At 44.0% G+C, this 14,108-nt stretch carries 13 protein-coding genes; 8 read left to right on the top strand and 5 right to left on the bottom strand.

The window, feature by feature from the left end:
- The 6 genes from QZ135_RS22505 to QZ135_RS22480 all read left to right on the top strand — a co-directional run.
- Positions 1-403 (top strand): S1 RNA-binding domain-containing protein (locus QZ135_RS22505; RefSeq protein ID WP_289622674.1); only part of this gene is annotated, 403 nt, incomplete at its 5' end.
- 147 nt (positions 404-550) lie between these two features.
- Positions 551-1,465, top strand: a complete 915-nt coding sequence (locus QZ135_RS22500; RefSeq protein WP_294614841.1) for a ribonuclease Z — start codon at positions 551-553, stop codon at positions 1,463-1,465.
- A gap of 85 nt (positions 1,466-1,550) precedes the next feature.
- A complete protein-coding gene (locus QZ135_RS22495) occupies positions 1,551-1,871 on the top strand; it encodes a T9SS type A sorting domain-containing protein (RefSeq protein WP_294614838.1) in 321 nt (106 codons plus the stop codon).
- A gap of 20 nt (positions 1,872-1,891) precedes the next feature.
- Entirely contained in the window at positions 1,892-2,446 is a 555-nt protein-coding gene (locus QZ135_RS22490) for an RNA polymerase sigma factor (protein ID WP_294614835.1), read from the top strand.
- A gap of 48 nt (positions 2,447-2,494) precedes the next feature.
- Positions 2,495-2,869, top strand: coding sequence for a hypothetical protein (locus tag QZ135_RS22485; RefSeq protein ID WP_294614832.1), 375 nt, complete (start codon positions 2,495-2,497; stop codon positions 2,867-2,869).
- Positions 2,870-2,905: 36 nt separating this feature from the next.
- A complete protein-coding gene (locus tag QZ135_RS22480) occupies positions 2,906-3,379 on the top strand; it encodes a hypothetical protein (protein WP_294614829.1) in 474 nt (157 codons plus the stop codon).
- A 91-nt stretch (positions 3,380-3,470) separates the two neighbouring features.
- Here QZ135_RS22480 and mazG read toward each other — a convergent pair whose 3' ends face one another.
- Together mazG and QZ135_RS22470 are read right to left on the bottom strand one after the other, a co-directional pair.
- Entirely contained in the window at positions 3,471-4,265 is a 795-nt protein-coding gene (gene mazG / locus QZ135_RS22475; protein ID WP_294614825.1) for a nucleoside triphosphate pyrophosphohydrolase, read from the bottom strand.
- A gap of 12 nt (positions 4,266-4,277) precedes the next feature.
- A complete protein-coding gene (locus QZ135_RS22470) occupies positions 4,278-5,339 on the bottom strand; it encodes a DUF3810 domain-containing protein (protein WP_294614822.1) in 1,062 nt (353 codons plus the stop codon).
- A gap of 114 nt (positions 5,340-5,453) precedes the next feature.
- Between QZ135_RS22470 and QZ135_RS22465 the strand changes: the two genes are divergently transcribed.
- Entirely contained in the window at positions 5,454-6,095 is a 642-nt protein-coding gene (locus QZ135_RS22465) for a hypothetical protein (protein WP_294614820.1), read from the top strand.
- Between the two features lie 64 nt (positions 6,096-6,159).
- Positions 6,160-8,793, top strand: a complete 2,634-nt coding sequence (locus QZ135_RS22460) for a valine--tRNA ligase (RefSeq protein WP_294614818.1) — start codon at positions 6,160-6,162, stop codon at positions 8,791-8,793.
- A gap of 102 nt (positions 8,794-8,895) precedes the next feature.
- Here the strand turns inward: QZ135_RS22460 and QZ135_RS22455 are convergent, their stop codons facing one another.
- From QZ135_RS22455 to secA, 3 genes are all read right to left on the bottom strand, one after another.
- On the bottom strand, positions 8,896-9,342 hold the full coding sequence (locus tag QZ135_RS22455) for a hypothetical protein (RefSeq protein ID WP_294614815.1): 447 nt from the start codon (positions 9,340-9,342) through the stop codon (positions 8,896-8,898).
- A 65-nt stretch (positions 9,343-9,407) separates the two neighbouring features.
- Positions 9,408-10,517 (bottom strand): DUF6340 family protein, encoded by a 1,110-nt coding sequence (locus tag QZ135_RS22450; RefSeq protein ID WP_294614812.1) that lies wholly within the window; start codon positions 10,515-10,517, stop codon positions 9,408-9,410.
- Between the two features lie 144 nt (positions 10,518-10,661).
- Positions 10,662-13,955 (bottom strand): preprotein translocase subunit SecA, encoded by a 3,294-nt coding sequence (gene secA, locus QZ135_RS22445; RefSeq protein WP_294614809.1) that lies wholly within the window; start codon positions 13,953-13,955, stop codon positions 10,662-10,664.
- Positions 13,956-14,108: the final 153 nt, after the last annotated feature.

Here is a 14,108-nt window from a genome sequence, read left to right as displayed (position 1 = left end):
ATTCGAAACTGTATTTACTGTAGGTTCTGTACACGAAGGTACTATCATCGAAATGCTGGATAAGGGTGCTGTTGTTGCTCTGCCTTATGGCGTAGAAGGTTTCGCTACTCCGAAACACCTCGTTAAGGAAGATGGTTCTCAGGCTCAGATGGACGAGAAACTGTCATTCAAGGTTATCGAGTTCAACAAAGATGCTAAGCGTATCATTCTTTCTCACAGCCGTATCTTCGAAGATGCTGCAAAGGCAGAAGAAAGAGCAGAAAAGAAGGCTGCTGGTAAGAAGCCGGCTGGCAATAAGAGAGAAGACGCTCCGGCTATTCAAAACCAGGCTGCTTCTACTACTCTGGGCGACATCGACGCTCTGGCTGCTTTGAAAGAGCAAATGGAAGCTGGAAAGAAGTAATCACTTCTATATATAAATAAGGTAAAGGGTGCTTGTGGAAGGCACCCTTTCTTTTTTACTACTGAGGACATGAGTTTATCCATTAAGAAGAAAAAACTCTGTATCCTCTGTGTTCTCTGTAGTGAATTTCCGTATCTTTGTAGTGTTATGGAGAAATTTGAATTACATATACTCGGGTGTGGTTCTGCTCTACCTACCACCCGCCACTTTTCCTCTTCGCAAGTAGTGAATGTGCGTGACAAACTTTATATGATAGATTGTGGGGAAGGAGCACAGTTGCAGTTCCGTAAATCAAAGCTGAAGTTTTCTCGTCTGAATCATATCTTTATTTCACATCTGCATGGCGATCATTGCTTTGGTTTATGGGGATTGATTTCTACACTTAACTTATTGGGACGTACTGCAGAGTTGCACATTCATTCACCGAAGGGATTGGAAGCTTTATTAGCTCCGATGCTGGATTTCTTTTGTCGGCAGATGACGTATAATGTTCTTTTTCATGAATTTGAAACAAAGGAGCCTGGAGTGATATACGAAGACCGTTCTTTGACAGTTACTACCATTCCATTGCGTCATCGCATGCCTTGTTGTGGTTTTCTGTTTGCAGAGAAGCAGCGCCCTAATCATATAATTCGGGAAATGGTTGATTTTTATGAAGTGCCAGTGTATGAATTGAATAAGATAAAGAATGGAACGGATTATGTGACTCCTGAAGGTAAAACTATTGCTAACTCCGTGTTGACCCGTCCGTCGGACCCGCCACGAAGTTATGCTTATTGCTCAGATACTATTTATATGCCTGAGATAGTGGAGCAGATTAAAGGAGTGGATTTACTGTTTCATGAAGCTACTTTTGCAAATGCAGATTTGCCTCGTGCCAGGGAGACTTTTCATACTACAGCCCCACAGGCAGGAGAGATAGCAAAAGCGGCAGGTGTGAAGAAGTTGGTGATTGGGCATTTTTCTGCCCGTAATGAAGATGAAACTATTTTGCTCGAGGAGGCTTCAGTTGTCTTCCCTGCGACGGTGCTGGCGAAGGAGACGTTGTGTTTGAGTATATAAACGCTAATTTAGCCAGATGATTTTTGTTTTATCGAACCGAATACCGTATATTTGTACAGAATAATCTGAAAACATAGGCTTATAGATGAGAAAGTTACTCTATTGTTTTTTCTTTTTGTTGACTTTTTCGTCACAGTCCGTAGCATGGGCGCAGGACGGTCGGAAGCAGGAAACGGCACAGAAAGAGCAGCCGTCTTCTACAATTGTACTGACTGTTTCGGCGGATAATCAGGTGCGCGTGCAGAATGCAGAACCCGGTTCCCAAATGGAAGTCTACAACATTGTAGGCGTGAAACTTACCACTATACGCATTGACTCTACGGATGCCACGGTTCAGGTGAATTTACCTAAAGGTTATTACATCTTTAAGATTGGAAATGTAGTGCGGAAAGTGGTAATCAAATAAACAAAACGGAATAGATACTTATGAATCCTTCCTATAATGAACGCGAAGTGCTGGAACTTCTACAAGAGGAAAGTACACAAAAGCGAGGATTTGAGTTGATTGTTGCGCAGTATAGCGAACAATTATACTGGCAAATTCGTCGTATGGTACTTTTGCATGAAGATGCCAACGATTTACTTCAGAATACCTTCATCAAGGCATGGACGAATATTGATTACTTCCGCGGAGATGCAAAGCTTTCTACGTGGCTCTATCGCATTGCTTTGAATGAATGTCTGACTTTTCTGAATAAACAGCGTGCTATGTCCACAGTCTCTATTGATGATGAAGATGCTTCCGTGCTTCAAAAATTGGAAAGCGATCCTTATTTTTCGGGTGACCGGGCACAGCGATCCTTGCAAAAGGCATTGCTTACTTTACCGGAAAAACAGCGTATGGTATTTAATCTAAAGTATTATCAGGAAATGAAATACGAGGAGATGTCCAATATCTTCGGTACATCTGTCGGTGCTCTGAAAGCCTCATATCATCATGCAGTTAAAAAAATCGAGAAGTTTTTAGAGGGAGAGGTTTAAACCTTTACTAAAAAACGTAGTCTAACCTAACAGAAAGGAAAAAAGCTTATGAAAGAAGAAGATAACATCTTGAAGAAGGTAGGAAAAGAAAATGTTTTTCGTGTTCCTGACGGATACTTTGAAAATCTTACTTCAGAGGTGATGAGCCGGCTTCCGGAAAAGGAGACCCCTGTATTTATTAAAAAAGAACCTACGAAGTGGGAGAGAATTAAGCCGTGGTTATATATGACTGCCATGTTTGCCGGTGCAGCATTGATTATCCGCGTTGCTTCTGCTGACCGTACAACTGCTACTGATCAGATTGCGATGGACGATACTGAAACGGAAGTAGTTTCGGATGAATATATCAGTACAGTATTGGATAATTCCATGCTGGATGATTATTCGTTGTATGTCTATCTTACAGATGCCAGTGTAGAGTGATGTGAGTGCAAACAACTTAATTGTATTGAGAAGAAAATGAAAAAACTAATTGTTTTACTTATTGTGATGTGCAGTTTCACACCCCTGTTGTGGGCCATGGACGGATGTAACCAGCATTTGTCTCCGGAGGAATTCCGTGCTAAACAAAAAGCATATATCACGGAGAAAGCGGAACTGACCAAGGAGGAAGCTGCCAAATTCTTTCCTGTTTATTTTGAATTGCAAGATCGCAAAAAGCAGTTGAATGATGAAGCATGGAACTTACTTCGTAAAGGAAGGGATGAAAAGACTACTGAGGCGCAATATAATGAGATTTTAGAGGGAGTGTATGATGCCCGTATTGCTACCAACCGTCTGGAGAAAACCTATTTTGAGAAGTTCAAGAAAATTATTCCGAGTAGAAAGATATATATGGTGCAGCGTGCTGAAATGCGCTTTAACCGTGAGTTGTTGAAAGGAATGCATAATAAAAAGGGAGAACCTCAGAAACCGCAAGGAAAGAAAAAATAGAATAGTTGATAAGGGAAACAGTTAACAAGGGGACAAGGAATTGCGCTATCATACCGCATAGTCCTTGTCCCCTTGTCAACTGTTTCCCTTGTTATTTCCCCTTTTCCAGCTTCTTAGCCTCGTTCCAGATGCTATCCATCTCTTCTAAGGTCATCTCGTGCAGGTTCTTACCTTCTTTGATGGTGTGTGCTTCCAGATAATTGAAGCGATTGATGAACTTTTGGTTAGTACGCTCCAATGCATTATCCGGATTGATTTTGTAGAGGCGAGCGGCATTGATGAGGCTGAATAAAACATCCCCGAATTCAGCTTCTGCCTTATCCTTATCCATATTGGTGACTTCTTCCTGGAATTCCTGAATTTCTTCTTTCACCTTGTCCCAGACTTGTTCGCGCTCTTCCCAGTCGAAGCCAACATTGCGGGCTTTATCCTGTATGCGGTAGGCTTTGATTAATGACGGCAGGGCAGAGGGTACGCCACTCAGGACACTTTTGTTTCCACCTTTTTCTCTCAGTTTCAGTTGTTCCCAGTTTTCAGAAACTTGTCCGGCGGTATCGGCTTTTACATCACCGAATACATGGGGATGGCGAAAAATTAGCTTTTCGCACAGGCGGTCGCACACATCCTTCATGTCAAAATCACCTTTTTCTGAACCTATTTTGGCATAAAAAGCCACATGGAGCAGTACATCGCCCAGTTCCTTACAGATCTCGTCTTTGTCATTACGTATCAGGGCATCGCAAAGTTCATAGGTTTCTTCAATGGTATTGGGGCGCAGGCTTTCGTTGGTCTGTTTGCGGTCCCAGGGACATTTCTCGCGAAGTTCGTCGAGTATGTCGAGGAAGCGTCCGAAGGCTTCCATTTGTTCTTTTCTTGTATGTGACATGAGTTTTAATTATTAATTTTTAATTATTAATTTTTTCCAAGTTTCGTAGGAAATAAGTAGCCCCACTACTTCAGAATAATTCTTACGCCCACTTTGTATCTTGTTTCCTTTCAGATACAGGTCATATATGCAGTCTTGTATGTCTCCAATAAGGGGGCTGTATTTTTCCATCCAGTATTTATGATTCTTCTGAGACAGTTCTATGATTTCAGGGCGTATCTTGTTGAAAAGTTCTTTGTACTGTTCTTCATTTGTCAGTCGGCGGGCATTGACAAGTACATGCCCTAATACAGAAAAGTATCCGCAAAAACGGATGCCCCGTGCCTGTGAACGAGTACATACCTGATATGCGTAGAAGTTGGCTTCCGCTTCGCTGGAGATACCTAATAAGTGTGCCAGTTCATGGGCGTATGTGGCAGGGTATTGTGAAGGGAGTAAATCACCGTTCAAAGTGAATTCACAGAAGAATGGCCCCATACTTCCGGTGACCCCGACCATGGATATCAACGGGGTGAAAAGCATCGTCTTTGCCCGGGGAGATTTATGGAAAGGACGATGTACACCCAGTGTGTCGCTGATTTGGTTGTATCCGCGAACAGTTTCCCGGCGGATGAGGTCTTTGTTGATTGAAGTCACATCTACGTAGGATGCATTCAGCTTTTCAATATAATCATCAACAAACTCCTGAAAGTTATCCGGCGTGTATGCAGTGTAGGGGATGCTTGTGCGTTGATAGAAATTGGGCTGGGAGTAATTCAACCCCCACGCAAGGTAGAACCATACGTATATCCATAATAGATATTCGACGTCGTTCAGCAGAATATGTTTCCATTTTTTCTTTTGAAAGCATCGGGCATAAGCAGGGTAGAGAAGTACACTCGCAATGCTGAGGGCTATGAATAAATCTCCGATGGCAAAGGGAATCAACCGTGAGAAGGAGGATAGGCAGTATGCAATGACCGGATATATATCATGGGCATATACTTTTCCCATAGCCGGGATGAGTTGCGTGCTCCAAATAATCAATAATAGCACACATAGGGCTATATAACGAATCTTTTGCTTATATTCCATTCTCAAATCGTATTTGAAAGGCAAAAATATACATTTATTAAATGTCACACAGGAAAATAGCTTTATATTTGCACAAAAACTATTAATTAAGTAACAACATTAGACACTGTGATTATGACTGAACAGAATGACATTGAACGCTATTGCCGTAATTGTGTTTCACGCGATTTCGTAAATGGAAGAGGACTGGTTTGCAAACGTACAGGAGCTCTCCCTGCTTTTCAGGGAGAATGCGAGAGCTATCTGAAAGACGAGGAGCTAGAGAGGATGGCTCCCACCCCAAAACCAGAAGATTATTCCGCGTATGTGGACAAGGAGAAACTGCTGGCTGAAGAAAACCTGCCGAAAGCGGTATTGCTCGGAACGCTGGCATGTGTTGTGGGAGCTGTGGCCTGGGCCTTGGTATCTATTTCTACCGGATATCAAATAGGATATATGGCTATTGGTGTCGGCTTTTTGGTAGGAATAGCGATGCGCCAGGGAAAAGGAATACGTCCCATATTCGGCATTATTGGTGCCGTCTTAGCTTTGGTGAGCTGTGTCATGGGCGATTTCTTCTCTATTGTAGGCTGGGTGGCAAAGGACAATGACGTTTCTTTTATGGATGTTCTCCTGAACGCCGATTATAGTGAAATAATGTCTGTGGTGGTGGAGAATATAGCCTCTATGACAATCGTATTTTATGGAATAGCCCTTTATGAAGGTTATAAATTATCGTTCTCCGCACAGAAAGCGCCGGAGGGTGGTAAGATTTGAATTTAATTTAGTAATTTTGCGCCCGTTATTCACGATACACTAATTATATACAGATTTTAAAGATATGGAATTAGCAAGTAAGTACAACCCTGCTGACGTAGAGGGAAAGTGGTATCAATATTGGTTGGACCACAAATTATTCAGTTCAAAACCCGATGGTCGTGAGCCTTATACCATCGTCATCCCACCTCCTAACGTCACTGGCGTGTTGCATATGGGACACATGCTTAATAATACCATTCAAGATATTCTGGTACGCCGTGCGCGCATGGAAGGTAAGAATGCCTGCTGGGTGCCGGGTACTGACCACGCTTCTATCGCTACTGAGGCTAAAGTGGTGAATAAACTTGCTGCTCAGGGCATCAAGAAAACTGATCTGACTCGTGACGAGTTTCTGAAACATGCCTGGGACTGGACGGATGAACATGGAGGTATCATCTTGAAACAACTTCGTAAACTCGGTGCTTCCTGTGACTGGGATCGTACTGCCTTTACTATGGATGAAAAGCGTAGTGAAAGCGTGCTAAAGGTATTTGTAGACCTCTACAATAAGGGTTTGATTTACCGTGGAGTGCGTATGGTGAACTGGGACCCGAAAGCTTTGACTGCTCTCTCTGATGAGGAAGTTATCTATAAGGAAGAACATGGTAAATTGTATTACTTGCGCTATAAAGTAGAAGGTGATTCGGAAGGACGCTATGCTGTAGTGGCTACTACCCGTCCTGAAACCATTATGGGTGATACTGCTATGTGTATTAATCCAAACGATCCGAAAAACGAATGGTTGAAAGGTAAAAAAGTAATTGTGCCTTTGGTAAACCGTACTATTCCGGTGATTGAAGATGAGTATGTAGATATTGAATTCGGTACCGGTTGTTTGAAAGTTACTCCTGCTCATGATGTGAACGACTACATGTTGGGTGAAAAGTATAACTTGCCAAGTATCGATATTTTCAATGACAATGGCACGTTGAGCGAAGCGGCAGGTCTTTATATTGGCATGGACCGTTTTGATGTACGCAAGCAGATAGAGAAGGACCTCGAAGCTGCCGGTTTGCTGGACAAGGTAGAGGCTTATACTAACAAGGTAGGTTATTCTGAACGTACCAATGTAGTTATCGAGCCAAAGCTCTCTATGCAATGGTTCCTGAAAATGCAGCATTTTGCAGATATGGCCTTGCCACCGGTAATGAATGATGATTTAAAATTCTATCCTGCCAAATATAAGAACACTTATCGCTACTGGATGGAGAACATCAAGGATTGGTGTATCAGCCGTCAGTTGTGGTGGGGACACCGTATTCCGGCATATTTCCTTCCGGAAGGAGGTTATGTGGTGGCTGCCACGGAAGAAGAAGCTCTGAAACTGGCTAAAGAAAAAACGGGTAATTCCGCTTTAACGATGGAAGACCTTCGTCAGGACGAAGACTGTTTGGATACTTGGTTCTCTTCGTGGTTGTGGCCTATTTCTCTGTTTGACGGCATTAATAATCCGGGCAATGAGGAAATTGATTATTACTATCCCACAAGTGACCTGGTAACTGGTCCGGATATTATATTCTTCTGGGTAGCCCGTATGATTATGGCAGGATATGAATATGAAGGAAAAATGCCATTCAAGAACGTATATTTTACGGGTATTGTTCGTGATAAGCAAGGACGCAAAATGTCCAAGTCTCTTGGTAACTCGCCCGACCCGTTGGAGTTGATTGAGAAGTTTGGTGCTGATGGTGTGCGTATGGGTATGATGTTGGCGGCTCCTGCCGGAAATGATATATTGTTTGATGATGCGCTTTGCGAACAAGGACGTAATTTCTGCAATAAGATATGGAATGCTTTCCGCTTGGTAAGCGGTTGGAAAATCGATGATAGTCAGCCTGTGCCTGAAGCTGCAAGGCTGGCGGCGTTCTGGTTTGAATCCAAACAGAATGAGGTGGCTGCTGAGGTAGCTGACTTGTTTAGTAAATATCGCTTGAGCGAAGCCCTTATGGCCGTTTATAAATTGTTCTGGGATGAATTCTCTTCCTGGTACCTCGAAATTATTAAGCCGGCTTATGGACAAGGTATCAGCAGTTCAATTCATGGTGCTACGATTGGCTATTTCGATAATCTGCTTCATTTGCTTCATCCGTTCATGCCGTTCATTACCGAAGAACTCTGGCAACAGATGTACGAGCGCGAAGAAGGTGAAAGTCTCATGGTATGTCCTTTAACTATAAATACCTATGTAGACGGCGAGACTATTCGCCAATTTGAAGTGGTGAAAGAGGTGATTAGTAATGTTCGCTCCATCCGTCTACAGAAGAATATCGCTCAGAAGGAAGCACTGGAATTGCAGGTAGTAGGTGAGAGTCCGGTTGCTGCATTCAACGCAGTTATTGCAAAGATGTGTAACCTTTCAGCTATCGAAGTGGTGGATGCCAAAGCAGATGGGGCAGCTTCATTCATGGTGGGGACAACAGAATATGCTGTGCCTTTGGGCAACATGATTGATGTGGAAGCTGAAATCATCCGTATGGAAGCTGAATTGAAGCACAAAGAAGGCTTCCTGCAAGGCGTAATGAAGAAGCTGAGCAATGAGAAGTTTGTGAATAATGCTCCTGCTGCCGTTCTTGAAATGGAACGCAAGAAGCAGGCAGATGCAGAAAGTATCATCAACTCTTTGAAGGAGAGTATTGCTGCATTGAAGAAAGCGTAAAGCTTTTATGCGAAAAAACAATTAGCCCTTGCAATAATCGATTATTGCAAGGGCTAACTTTTTTATGCCAAGAGCTAAGCTCCAGCAACTATTTTAATAGAATTATTTTTCCAATAAATCTTTCAGGAAAGCATCCAATTCCTCATCCAAGCCTTTCAGTAGTTCCTCATTAACGAGCAGTGTATCATCATCCATTAATAACAATTCGGCAACGGTTTCTTTCTCATCATCCACCAATACGAATGAGTAAGGTTTCAGAATGGATAATTTGTCAAAGTCACCACCATTCTTCATATTATTGAGTAAAGTGGAGAGAGTGCGTTCTACGTTTTCGTAGAAGTCGTCTCCGTCATAAGTCAGCCATTCTTCAATGGTTATGTTCGCCAATTCTTCATCTTCATCATCCAATATAGTCAACTCACCGGAGTTCTGGTTTGCTTGCAGATGAATGTCGGTCACAATGGTTTGTTCACAGCCGCAAATGTACTTGCCGACTGAATGTTTAATGGTCGTTTCGAGGAGCGATAAGGATGCTTGGCTCAGTTTCATAATGATATTCTTTCTTAATGGATGTTCAAAGGTATAAAAAAAATAATTACCTCTGCATCATTTGGCTAAAAATCGTTGTTAAATCGTTGCATTTGGGCATTCAGGCGGGTCATCCCTTCCTTTCGTTCCTGCAATGCATTCAAATAACGGGTTACTGCAAAGTAGTTGGGGACATCGCTAAAATCTACACTGACCTGATTTTTCTTCTCTTCTATTTTATCAATGTTATATGCCTCCTTCTGCGCTTTCAATGCCCACTCTTCTGCTTGATGGATGCTGTCCTGCATTTCATATCCTAAGGCAATATTATAAGCAGCATACATTTTCTGTTTCCCTTTTTTCTTTTTTTCATAAGTCTGCTTCCAAAGCTCGATTGCCTTTTCCCAATTATCCTCGCGAACAAAAACGGCAGCATCACGCATATTCACAGAACCACCCGTAAAGAGATAGCGGGAAGCTGTGGTCCAGTATGGCAGCATGTGTTTGACGGGAACAGTACCTGCAAATTCGGATGCTTCTTTCAACATATCCTCATCGCTAATAAGGCCTGAACCTGCTAAAGCCATATTAGCACTTGTATGCTCCCAGAATATACTGTCATTAGCGTTGACGGTCACCATTGGACCGCTTCGCTTAGGCAGATACACTTTTACAGTAGGGTATACCTTAGCATCCAGCGTTCCTGCATATATTCCCCATTCTGGCAGATACTCAATTTTGCGAAGAGAACGTATCTGTACATTCTCCAGTGCTATCAGGAAGTCTACACCCAAACTTTCGGTGAGTTTCGTCACTTCGCTTCTGCTGAGTGTGCTTTCACGTGGAATCATGTCGTTGGCACGTAGGGCAGAGTCGCAAATAATGACTTCGTCGAAGTAATTTTCATGGGCAATTGCTTCGGCCAGTGATTCTGTGGCTATTTTGGAATCCCCGTTGAAGTAGGCTGTCTTGCGTGCTACTTCTGTCTTGTCTTTTTTCTTCTCATCAGCTTCTTCCACAATCAATTGATTGTCCGGAATGGGTGGCATATTATTTACCACAGCTACACGCTTGAGGCTGGCCGGAAAGCTGACTTCCGCCGGTAACATATAGTCAATGGACAGTTGCTCTATGCTTTGGCAACCAGCAAAAAGCACAGCACAGCAGATTAATAGGGAGTATGAATATTTAGTCATAAGCTTCTTCTTTATCTAATAATAACAAAAATACGCTTTTGTATGGATATATAAAAGCCTCAAACAGTTTTTAACCGTTTGAGGCTTTTATTAGTGATTAGTGATTAGCATACTTATCACTAATCACTAAGACATAATCGCTGCCTACATATTCTTTCCGTGGCAGTTCTTGAACTTCTTACCACTTCCGCAAGGACAGGGATCGTTGCGTCCCACTGTCTTTTCCGCACGAACTGGTTCACGTTTCACTTCGCGTGTGTCGTGCTGGGCGGCTTCCTGCTGATTAGGGTCACTCAGGTCTGCCTTCTGTTCGCGATATTTGCTCATGTCCTGCTTCTGTTCGGGAGCAGCTTGGCGTATTTCTTGCGGCTCCTGCACCGGAATCTGTCCGCGCATCAGGATAGAGATGGTCTGATTATTGATCTTGTTAACCATTGTGTCGAACAAGTTTACAGACTCCAGTTTGTAAATCAACAACGGGTCTTTCTGCTCGTAACTTGCATTCTGCACAGAATGTTTCAGCTCGTCGAGTTCCCGAAGGTTTTCTTTCCACGATTCGTCGATGACGTGCAGTAGGATTGACTTTTCAAAAGCTTTTACCACTTCCTTACACTGGCTCTCATAAGCGGCTTTCAGGTTACAGGAGATGTTGTACATGCGCTTACCGTCTGTAATGGGGATAAGGATGTTCTCATACATATGTCCTTGAGTCTCATAAACCTGCTTGATAACCGGATAAGCGATTTGTGCCATGCGGTCCGTTTTCTGTTTAAACAGCTCCATTGCTGCATTGAAAGCACTGTCTGCAAGCTTCTCTTTCTTTTCATTGCGGAATTGTTCTTCGCTGAAAGGAACCTCCATAGCAAGTGTCTGGAGGAAGTCCATTTTGCAGTTTTCGTAGTCGGGTGCTTCAACGGCAGCGGCAACGCGGTCCCAAATCATGTTGACGATGTCCATACCGATACGTTCACCCATCAGGGCATGACGGCGTTTGGTGTACACAACGGTACGCTGCTTATTCATCACGTCATCATATTCCAGCAAACGTTTACGTACACCGAAGTTGTTTTCTTCCACCTTCTTCTGTGCACGTTCGATGGAGTTGGAAATCATCTTGTGCTCAATCATTTCACCTTCCTTGAAGCCTAGGCGGTCCATAACCCCCGCGATACGGTCGGAAGAGAACAAACGCATCAGGTCGTCTTCCAGTGACACGAAGAACACGGAAGAACCCGGGTCACCTTGACGTCCGGCACGTCCGCGCAACTGGCGGTCTACACGGCGGGACTCATGACGCTCGGTACCGATGATGGCTAAGCCGCCCGCAGCTTTCACTTCCGGACTCAGCTTGATGTCCGTACCACGACCTGCCATGTTGGTGGCAATGGTTACTGTTCCGCTGAAACCGGCTTTCGCTACGATGTCTGCTTCCTTCTGGTGCAATTTAGCATTCAACACGTTGTGCTCAATCTTGCGCATAGTTAACATCTTGCTCAGCATTTCGGAGATTTCTACTGACGTAGTACCTACCAGAACGGGACGTCCGGCTTGCACCAACTGTTCGATTTCTTCGATAACTGCTTTATATTTCTCGCGTTTTGTTTTGTAAACGCGGTCGTTCATATCTTTACGGGCGATGGGGCGGTTGGTGGGAATCACCACTACGTCCAACTTGTAGATGTCCCACAACTCACCTGCTTCCGTTTCGGCAGTACCGGTCATACCCGAGAGTTTGTGATACATACGGAAGTAGTTTTGCAACGTAATAGTGGCAAATGTCTGCGTGGCAGCTTCTACCTTTACGTTTTCCTTGGCTTCAATGGCCTGGTGCAAACCGTCGGAGTAGCGACGACCTTCCATGATACGTCCGGTCTGCTCATCCACAATCTTCACTTGACCGTCAAGAACAACATACTCATCATTGATCTCGAACATGGTGTACGCTTTCAACAACTGGTTGATGGTGTGCACACGTTCTGACTTGATGGCATAGTTGGTCATTAGTTCGTCCTTCTTAGCCAGACGCTCTTCGTCAGTCAGTTGTGTTTCGTTTTCCAGTTCGGAAAGTTGTGCGGCAATGTCGGGCAATACGAAGAGGGTAGGGTCTTCCGAGTTACCGGTAATCAAGTCCACACCTTTATCTGTCAGGTCTACACTGTTCAGTTTTTCTTCGATGACGAAGTACAACGGGTCGGTTGCTTCGTGCATGCGTTTGTTGTTCTGCTCCATGTAGATTTCCTCAGTCTTCAGCATACCGGCCTTGATGCCTTGCTCACTCAGGTATTTAATTAAAGGCTTGTTTTTAGGCAATGCTTTGTGACTGCGGAACAAGGCGAGGAAACCCTCCTCCTGGTCTTTCTTGTCATTGGAAGCAATGAGACGCTTGGCATCGGCCAGATATTGGGTAGCCAGTTTTTTCTGAGCTTCCACCAGGCGCTCTACGAGTGGGCGGAGTTGTTCGAACAACTGATCTTCACCTTTCGGCACAGGACCGGAAATAATCAGCGGCGTACGGGCATCGTCAATCAATACGGAGTCCACCTCATCGACGATGGCATAGTTGTGCTGGCGCTGTACGAGGTCTTTAGGGCTGATGGCCATATTGTCACGCAGGTAGTCGAAACCGAATTCGTTGTTCGTACCGAACGTGATATCTGCCAGATATGCCTGACGGCGTGCGTCAGAGTTGGGCTGGTGCTTGTCGATGCAATCTACGCTCAAGCCGTGGAACATATACAACGGGCCCATCCATTCGGAGTCACGTTTTGACAGGTAGTCGTTCACGGTCACCACATGCACACCGTTTCCGGTCAGGGCGTTGAGGAATACCGGGAGGGTAGCCACCAACGTCTTACCTTCACCAGTTGCCATTTCGGCAATCTTACCTTTATGCAATACCACACCACCGAAGAGCTGCACGTCATAGTGCACCATGTTCCAGGTGACTTCCGTGCCGCCTGCCATCCAGTGGTTCTGATAGATTGCTTTGTCATCCTCGATGCGTACGAAGTCTTTTGTGGCAGCCAGATGGCGGTCGAACTCGGTAGCCGTAACTACGATTTCCTCATTTTCAGAGAAACGCTTGGCAGTTTCTTTCACAATAGAGAAGGCTACGGGCAACACTTCGTCGAGTGCTTTCTCGTAGGTTTCCAGTATGTCCTTTTCTATCTTATCTATCTGTGTGAAAACCTCTTCACGGTTTTCCAGTTCGATTTCCTCGATACCTGCTTTCAGCTCTTCCACTTTGGCGCGCTGTTCGGCAGCGGAATTGTAGATGTAGGTTTTCAGTTCTTCTGTCTTGGCGCGTAGAGCGTCGTTATCGAGTTTGGCAACTTCCGGGTAAGCGGCTTTGATTTTGTCCACCCACGGTTGAATTTCCTTCATGTCGCGTGTGGATTTGTTGCCGAAAATCGAGCTTAATAATTCATTAAATCCCATTATATATCTGTTTTTATTATTATTTACTAAATTGAATTTGCGTGCAAAGTTACTGATTTTATTACAGATTACGTATGTTTGCACTGATTATTTGTTGAGGGATTGGCAGTTAAATGATAATTTATCGCGCGAAGCGCGATAAGTGACAAGCTA

The sequence above is a fragment of the uncultured Bacteroides sp. genome (genome assembly GCF_905207245.1).
Lineage (GTDB): Bacteria > Bacteroidota > Bacteroidia > Bacteroidales > Bacteroidaceae > Bacteroides.
Note: the sequence above shows the minus strand (reverse complement) of the source record. Positions and strands in the feature narration are given on the sequence as shown.

Bases quoted from the DNA above. Each gene is read 5' to 3' on its own strand.
- QZ135_RS22500 (WP_294614841.1), top strand. From the start codon at position 551: ATGGAGAAATTTGAATTACATATACTCGGGTGTGGTTCTGCTCTACCT.
- QZ135_RS22495 (WP_294614838.1), top strand. From the start codon at position 1,551: ATGAGAAAGTTACTCTATTGTTTTTTCTTTTTGTTGACTTTTTCGTCA.
- QZ135_RS22490 (WP_294614835.1), top strand. From the start codon at position 1,892: ATGAATCCTTCCTATAATGAACGCGAAGTGCTGGAACTTCTACAAGAG.
- QZ135_RS22485 (WP_294614832.1), top strand. From the start codon at position 2,495: ATGAAAGAAGAAGATAACATCTTGAAGAAGGTAGGAAAAGAAAATGTT.
- QZ135_RS22480 (WP_294614829.1), top strand. From the start codon at position 2,906: ATGAAAAAACTAATTGTTTTACTTATTGTGATGTGCAGTTTCACACCC.
- mazG (WP_294614825.1), bottom strand. From the start codon at position 4,265: ATGTCACATACAAGAAAAGAACAAATGGAAGCCTTCGGACGCTTCCTC.
- QZ135_RS22470 (WP_294614822.1), bottom strand. From the start codon at position 5,339: ATGGAATATAAGCAAAAGATTCGTTATATAGCCCTATGTGTGCTATTA.
- QZ135_RS22465 (WP_294614820.1), top strand. From the start codon at position 5,454: ATGACTGAACAGAATGACATTGAACGCTATTGCCGTAATTGTGTTTCA.
- QZ135_RS22460 (WP_294614818.1), top strand. From the start codon at position 6,160: ATGGAATTAGCAAGTAAGTACAACCCTGCTGACGTAGAGGGAAAGTGG.
- QZ135_RS22455 (WP_294614815.1), bottom strand. From the start codon at position 9,342: ATGAAACTGAGCCAAGCATCCTTATCGCTCCTCGAAACGACCATTAAA.
- QZ135_RS22450 (WP_294614812.1), bottom strand. From the start codon at position 10,517: ATGACTAAATATTCATACTCCCTATTAATCTGCTGTGCTGTGCTTTTT.
- secA (WP_294614809.1), bottom strand. From the start codon at position 13,955: ATGGGATTTAATGAATTATTAAGCTCGATTTTCGGCAACAAATCCACA.